The organism is Pseudomonas sp. R62 (assembly GCF_000257605.1).
GTDB classification, from domain to species: Bacteria; Pseudomonadota; Gammaproteobacteria; order Pseudomonadales; family Pseudomonadaceae; genus Aquipseudomonas; species Aquipseudomonas atacamensis.
Window position 1 is genome coordinate 670,167 of record NZ_JH635998.1, and the last position, 6,949, is coordinate 677,115.

General features: G+C 60.5%; 6 protein-coding genes. 1 reads left to right on the forward strand and 5 read right to left on the reverse strand.

The features are described 5' to 3' along the window. The 5 genes from OQK_RS04500 to OQK_RS04520 all read right to left on the reverse strand — a co-directional run. On the reverse strand, positions 1–472 hold a 472-nt coding region (locus OQK_RS04500), incomplete at its 3' end, for a DJ-1/PfpI family protein (protein WP_016771313.1). A gap of 198 nt (positions 473–670) precedes the next feature. Further along, a complete protein-coding gene (locus OQK_RS04505) occupies positions 671–1,897 on the reverse strand; it encodes a class I SAM-dependent methyltransferase (protein WP_016771314.1) in 1,227 nt (408 codons plus the stop codon). 256 nt (positions 1,898–2,153) lie between these two features. Beyond that, positions 2,154–2,771, reverse strand: a complete 618-nt coding sequence (locus tag OQK_RS04510) for a TPM domain-containing protein (protein ID WP_016771315.1) — start codon at positions 2,769–2,771, stop codon at positions 2,154–2,156. 33 nt (positions 2,772–2,804) lie between these two features. After that, positions 2,805–3,557 carry a TPM domain-containing protein gene (locus OQK_RS04515; RefSeq protein WP_016771316.1) on the reverse strand — a complete coding sequence of 251 codons (753 nt, stop codon included), beginning with the start codon at positions 3,555–3,557 and terminating at the stop codon, positions 2,805–2,807. A gap of 13 nt (positions 3,558–3,570) precedes the next feature. Further along, complete coding sequence (locus OQK_RS04520) at positions 3,571–4,179, reverse strand: LemA family protein (protein ID WP_016771317.1); 609 nt, start codon at positions 4,177–4,179, stop codon at positions 3,571–3,573. A gap of 258 nt (positions 4,180–4,437) precedes the next feature. Here OQK_RS04520 and bglX point away from each other — a divergent pair, with 258 nt between their 5' ends. Next, entirely contained in the window at positions 4,438–6,729 is a 2,292-nt protein-coding gene (gene bglX / locus OQK_RS04525; RefSeq protein WP_016771318.1) for a beta-glucosidase BglX, read from the forward strand. Positions 6,730–6,949 lie beyond the last annotated feature (220 nt).

Consider the following 6,949-nt stretch of genomic DNA (forward strand, 5'->3'; position numbering starts at 1 on the left):
CCGGAATGTCGATGTAGGTGCCGCCCGCCAGACGTACTTCCGGGGCGCAGGCCGGATACGCGCTGCACTCACGCCCCTCAAGCACACCCGCTGCCGCGAGCAGTTGCGCACCATGGCAGACCGCTGCGATGGGCTTGCCGGCGTTGTCGAACGCGCGCACCAGTTCGAGGACTTTGTCGTTCAGCCGCAGGTATTCCGGCGCACGACCGCCGGGAATCAGCAGCGCGTCGTAATCGGCTTCGCTGGCCTTGGCGAAATCGAAATTGAGCGCGAACAGGTGACCGGGTTTTTCGCTGTAGGTCTGATCACCTTCAAAATCATGAATCGCAGTGCGCACGGTGCTGCCGGCGGACTTGTCCGGGCACACGGCGTGCACCGTGTGGCCGACCATCTGCAGGGCCTGGAACGGCACCATCACTTCGTAGTCTTCGACGTAATCGCCGACCAGCATCAGAATCTTTTTCGCGGCCATGGGAAAACTCCTCGGGGAAAGGTCTGGGAGTATTCAAGGTAGACCCAAATTGAGCTGCAAGCTGCAAGCTGCAAGCTTCAAGCTTCAAGCTTCAAGCTTCAAGCTTCAAGAAAAAGCAGGATCACCCATATCAGGCACACCAGCGTCATGCTTCAACTTGCAGCTTGCAGCTTGCAGCTTGCAGCTTGCAGCTGCCTGTTAAGGCATATAACCGTCGGCGCGCAGCAGGGTTTCCAGGCAGTGTTCGCTGATGTGGTAGAACGCCTTGAGCTCTGCGATCTTCGCCAACAACTGCGTCGTATCGACCGGTTCGGCGCGTTTCACCGCGAGAATCATCTTGTTCTTGTTGGTGTGTTCCAGCGAGATGAACTCGAACACCTTGGTCTCGTAACCACAGGCTTCGAGGAACAGCGCGCGCAAGCTGTCGGTGACCATTTCCGCCTGTTGGCCGAGGTGCAAGCCGTATTGCAGCATCGGCTTGAGCAGCGCCGGGCTCTGGATCTGCAGGCGGATCTGCTTGTGACAGCACGGCGAGCACATGATGATCGACGCACCCGAGCGGATGCCGGTATGGATCGCGTAATCGGTGGCGATGTCGCAGGCATGCAGGGCGATCATCACGTCCAGTTCGCTCGGCGCCACCGTACGCACGTCACCGCACTTGAACACCAGCCCCGGATGTTCAAGCTTCGCCGCAGCGGCGTTGCACAGGTTGACCATTTCTTCGCGCAATTCGACGCCGGTAACTTCGCCCTCGGCCTTCAGCGTGTTGCGCAGGTAGTCGTGAATGGCGAACGTCAGGTAGCCCTTGCCCGAACCGAAATCGGCGACCCGCACCGGTTTGTCCAGCGCCAGCGGCGACGAGGTCAGGGCATGGCTAAACACTTCGATGAATTTGTTGATCTGCTTCCACTTGCGCGACATCGCCGGGATCAGCTCGTGTTGAGCATTGGTCACGCCGAGGTCCTTGAGGAACGGGCGGCTCAGTTCAAGGAAACGATTTTTCTCGCGGTTGTGCTCGGCCGAAGGCGCTTCACGCAATTGCTGAGGTTTGCTCTTGAACAGCGAACTCTTGCCCTTTTTGCTGTATTCCAGCTGCGCTTCGTCGCTCAGCGCCAATAAATGCGCATTTTTGAACGAGGTCGGCAGCAGACCGGCAATCAGCGCAACGCCTTCGCTCAGCGGCAGGTTCTTGGTGATGTCGCGGGTCTTGTAGCGATAAACGAATGACAGGCACGGCTGCGCCTTGACCGTCACCGGTTTGATGATGACCCGTTGCAGATCCGCCTCTTCACCGACGTACTTGGCCAGCACCAGCTTGATAAAACCGCTGTCGTCGAGGCTGGTTTGCAGCAGCTCGATGAACTGGGCGTGGTGATCGGCGGCCGGTTTGGCGGACGGCGCGGAAGAAGCGGAAACGGACATGGACAAGCGGCCTCGGACGGGCGGAATCGGGAATGGCGGGTATTTTAGGGGGGATGAGGGTTGGGGACACCCTCTTATTTACCCAACGGCAAAATCCATGACAACGACCTTTGTGGCGAGGGGATTTATCCCCGATGGGGCGCGAAGCGGCCCTCTGTGTTCGGCCCGTCAAACCACGCGCGCAGGTGTTGCGACTGCTACGCAGCCGATCGGGGATAAATCCCCTCGCCACACAGGCCAAATATGCGCGACTGCTTCAGCCCAACACCACCAACCGATTCGGCAACTCGTTCCTCACCTGCGTCACCGGCACATGCACCTTCAACAACTCGCCACACGCCTCCACGCACGTGACAAACCCTTCCAGCGTGCGCCCCTGCCTGACCTGTTCGGTGAACGCTGCGACAATCGCGTCCCAGTTGCTGTTATCCAGCCGTTTGGAAATCCCCTCGTCCACCAGAATTTCCACATAGCGCTCAGCCTCGCAGACAAAAATCAGCATGCCGGTGCTGCCCACGGTGTGGTGCAGGTTCTGTTCGAGAAACTGTCGGCGCGCCAGGTTGGAGGCGCGCCAGTGGCGCACGCGGCGCGGGACCAGATGCGTGGTGATTTTCGGCAGGCGGAACAACAGGCACAAGACGATGAACATGCCCCATTGCACCAACAACAGGCTGCGCAGTGTCAGCCAGCCCGTGAGGTAGTGGACGATGCCCGGCAACACCAGGGCCAGCAGACTGGCCCAGAGCAGCGGGATGTACGCGTAGTCATCGGCGCGGGCAGCGAGCACCGTGACCAGTTCGGCGTCGGTGTCGCGCTCGACCCGGGCGATGGCCTCGGCGACTTTGCGTTGTTCGTGTTCAGTCAGTAATGCCATGTCGAAAAGTGCCTGCTCATTATTCTTTTGATCTCACCAGCCGCCGGACGAACCGCCGCCGCCGAAACTGCCCCCGCCACCGCTGAAGCCGCCACCGCCACCGCCGCCGAATCCGCCGCCACCGCCAAAGCCGCCCCCTCCTCCGGAGCCGCCCCGGCCGGCAGGCAGGATACCGAGCATCTGGCAGACAAACACCGTCAGGATGAACAACATCACCAGAAACATGAACAGCGCCGGGTGCCGCGAGATGAAATCATCCGCCGGGTCGCCGCTGGATTCGTACACGGTGGACGGTTCGTCCAGCGGATTGCCACCGAGCACCACCAGCATCGCCGCAACGCCATCGCTGATGCCTTTGCTGAAATTGCCGGCCTTGAACGCCGGCGTGATGACCTGATGAATGATCACCGACGATTGCGCATCGGTCAGGCGATCCTCCAGGCCATAGCCGACTTCGATGCGCAGTTTGCGCTCGTCACGGGCGACGATCAGCAAGGCGCCGTTGTTCTTGTCCTTCTGGCCGATGCCCCAGTGCCGACCGAGCTGAACGCCGAAATCCTCGATCGTGGTGCCCTGCAGATCCGGCAGCGTGACCACCACCAACTGCTCGCCGGTGGCCTGCTCGTGCGCCTGCAATTGCTGGCTCAGTTGCGCGCGAATCGATGGCTCGAGCATCTGCGCCTGATCGACCACGCGCCCGCTCAGCGGCGGAAAGGTCAATTCGGCCCGGGCGCTGACGGCGAACAGCCACAGCATCAGCACCAGGCCCAGTTTCAACACACGCATGGGCAACCTCGAATCAGAATTTCACTTCCGGGGCCTTCTCCGCGCCGGGCGTGGTGGCTTCGAAGGTCTCGCGTACCGGCAGATCGCTGTACATCACGCTGTGCCACAGGCGACCGGGGAAGGTGCGGATCTCGGTGTTGTACTTCTGCACCGCCAGAATGAAATCGCGACGCGCCACGGCGATGCGGTTTTCCGTGCCTTCGAGTTGCGATTGCAAAGCGAGGAAATTCTGGTTGGCCTTCAGATCGGGATAGCGCTCGGAGACCACCATCAAACGGCTCAATGCGCCGGTCAGTTGATCCTGTGCCTGCTGGAACTGCTTGAGCTTCTCGGGATTGTCGAGGGTGCTGGCATCGACCTGAATCGAGGTGGCCTTGGCTCGCGCTTCAATCACTGCGGTCAGGGTTTCCTGTTCGTGGGCCGCGTAGCCCTTCACGGTTTCCACCAGATTGGGGATCAGGTCGGCACGGCGCTGGTACTGGTTCTGCACCTGGCCCCAGGCGGCTTTGGCCTGTTCGTCGAGGGTCGGGATATTGTTGATGCCGCACGCGGTCAACAGCGTGGCGAACACCAGCAACGTGGCGATCTGTAGCCGTGAACGGGAGGTTGAGCTGATATTCATTGCAGTGATGCTCCATGACACATTTGATTTAAAAACCGAGCGCTGGGCATTCCCGGCCAGCGGTTGGGGCATAATCGGCGCCGCCACTGGCATGCGACGGGTTAATCGGCTAAAAAGTGCCCTTCGCGTTCACGTTGCCGCTGTCGGCTGCGGTTTTCCGGCTCAGGATTTTGCGCCGGCACCCGAACAACAATAGTCGCTCCCTACATTTTGGCTGGCCGGTGTTGCATCACCGTTTGGGCTCTAGAGAAAAAATTCATGAAGAAGCTGTGTTTGCTGGGTCTGTTCGTCAGCCTGGCCAGTCATCAGGTACTGGCCGCCACGACCCCGGTACCTTTGGAAAACAAGGACGCTTTCATCAGCAACCTGATGAAACAAATGACCCTCGACGAAAAGATCGGCCAGTTGCGCCTGATCAGCATCGGTCCGGAAATGCCCCGCGAGCTGATCCGCAAGGAAATCGCTGGCGGCAACATCGGCGGCACGTTCAACTCGATCACCCGCGCGGAAAACCGTCCGATGCAGGACGCTGCCATGCGCAGTCGCCTGAAGATTCCGATGTTTTTCGCGTACGACGTGATCCACGGTCACCGTACGATTTTCCCGATTCCGCTGGCCCTCGCGTCGAGCTGGGACATGGACGCCATCGGCCAGTCCGGTCGCGTTGCGGCTAAAGAAGCCGCCGCCGACAGCCTCGACATCACCTTCGCGCCGATGGTGGATATCTCCCGCGATCCACGCTGGGGCCGCAGTTCCGAAGGTTTCGGCGAAGACACCTACCTGACCTCGCGCATCGCCAAAGTCATGGTCAAGGCCTATCAGGGCGAGACCCCAAGCGCCGCCGACAGCATCATGGCCAGCGTCAAGCACTTCGCCCTGTACGGCGCGGTCGAGGGCGGTCGCGACTACAACACCGTCGACATGAGCCCGGTGAAGATGTACCAGGATTACCTGCCGCCGTACCGCGCCGCGATCGATGCCGGCGCTGGCGGTGTGATGGTGGCGTTGAACTCGATCAACGGCATTCCGGCCACGGCCAACACCTGGCTGATGAACGACCTGCTGCGCAAGGACTGGGGCTTCAAAGGCCTGGCAGTCAGCGATCACGGCGCGATTTTCGAACTGATCAAGCACGGTGTCGCGCGCGACGGTCGCGAAGCGGCGAAGCTGGCGATCAAGGCCGGCATCGACATGAGCATGAACGACACCCTCTACGGCAAAGAGCTGCCGGGGCTACTCAAGTCCGGCGAGATCGAACAGAAAGACATCGATAACGCCGTGCGCGAAGTGCTCGCTGCCAAGTACGACATGGGCCTGTTCAAAGACCCGTACCTGCGCATCGGCAAGGCTGAAGATGACCCGGCCGACACCTACGCCGAGAGTCGCCTGCACCGTGCCGAGGCCCGCGAAGTCGCGCGGCGCAGTCTGGTGCTGCTGAAGAATCACAACGAAACCCTGCCGCTGAAGAAAGACGCGAAAATCGCGCTGGTCGGTCCATTGGCGAAAGCGCCGATCGACATGATGGGCAGTTGGGCCGCCGCCGGGCGCCCGGCGCAATCGGTCACGCTGTTCGATGGCATGAGTTCGGTGATCGGCGACAAGGCCAACCTGATCTACGCCCGTGGCGCCAACATCACGGGCGACAAGAAGGTCCTCGACTACCTGAACTTCCTCAACTTCGACGCCCCGGAAGTGGTCGATGACCCGCGCCCGGCCAACGTGCTGATCGACGAGGCAGTGAAAGCGGCGAAAGCGGCTGACGTGATCGTTGCAGCGGTGGGCGAATCCCGTGGCATGTCCCACGAATCCTCGAGTCGCACTGACCTGAACATCCCGGAAACCCAGCGCGAATTGATCCGCGCACTTAAAGCCACTGGCAAGCCGTTGGTGCTGGTGTTGATGAACGGCCGCCCACTGACGATTCTCGAAGAGAACCAGTCGGCCGATGCGATTCTGGAAACCTGGTTCAGCGGCACCGAAGGCGGCAACGCCATCGCCGACGTGCTGTTCGGCGACTACAACCCGTCGGGCAAACTGCCGGTGACTTTCCCGCGTTCCGTGGGCCAGATCCCGACCTACTACAACCACCTGAGCATCGGCCGGCCGTTCACTCCGGGCAAACCAGGCAACTACACCTCGCAGTATTTCGATGACACCACCGGCCCGCTGTTTCCGTTCGGTTATGGCCTGAGCTACACCACCTTCGCTCTGAGCGATATGGCGCTGTCATCGACCACCCTGAACGCCAGCGGCAAGCTCGACGCCAGCGTCATGGTCAAGAACACCGGCGAACGTGACGGCGAAACCGTGGTGCAGTTGTACATCCAGGACGTCACCGGTTCGATGATCCGCCCGGTGAAAGAACTGAAAAACTTCCAGAAGATCATGCTCAAGGCCGGCGAACAGAAGGTCGTGCACTTCACCATCACCGAGGAAGACTTGAAATTCTACAATACCCAGCTCAAATTCGCGGCAGAGCCGGGTGAGTTCAATGTGCAGATCGGGTTGGATTCCCAGGATGTGCAGCAGCAGACCTTCGAACTGCTCTAACGCCTGACGCGGTCAGAACATGTGGGAGCGGGCGTGCTCGCGAATGCGGTGGATCAGTCGCTGATTTTAGTAACTGACACGCAGCCTTCGCGAGCAAGCCCGCTCCCACATTTCGATCGAGTTGACCTGATTAGCCGCGTCGGTCGAGCAAGTTGACCACCAACCGATCAATCCAGCCCCACACCCGCTGCTTCACCCGCCGCCACAACGGCCGCGACTT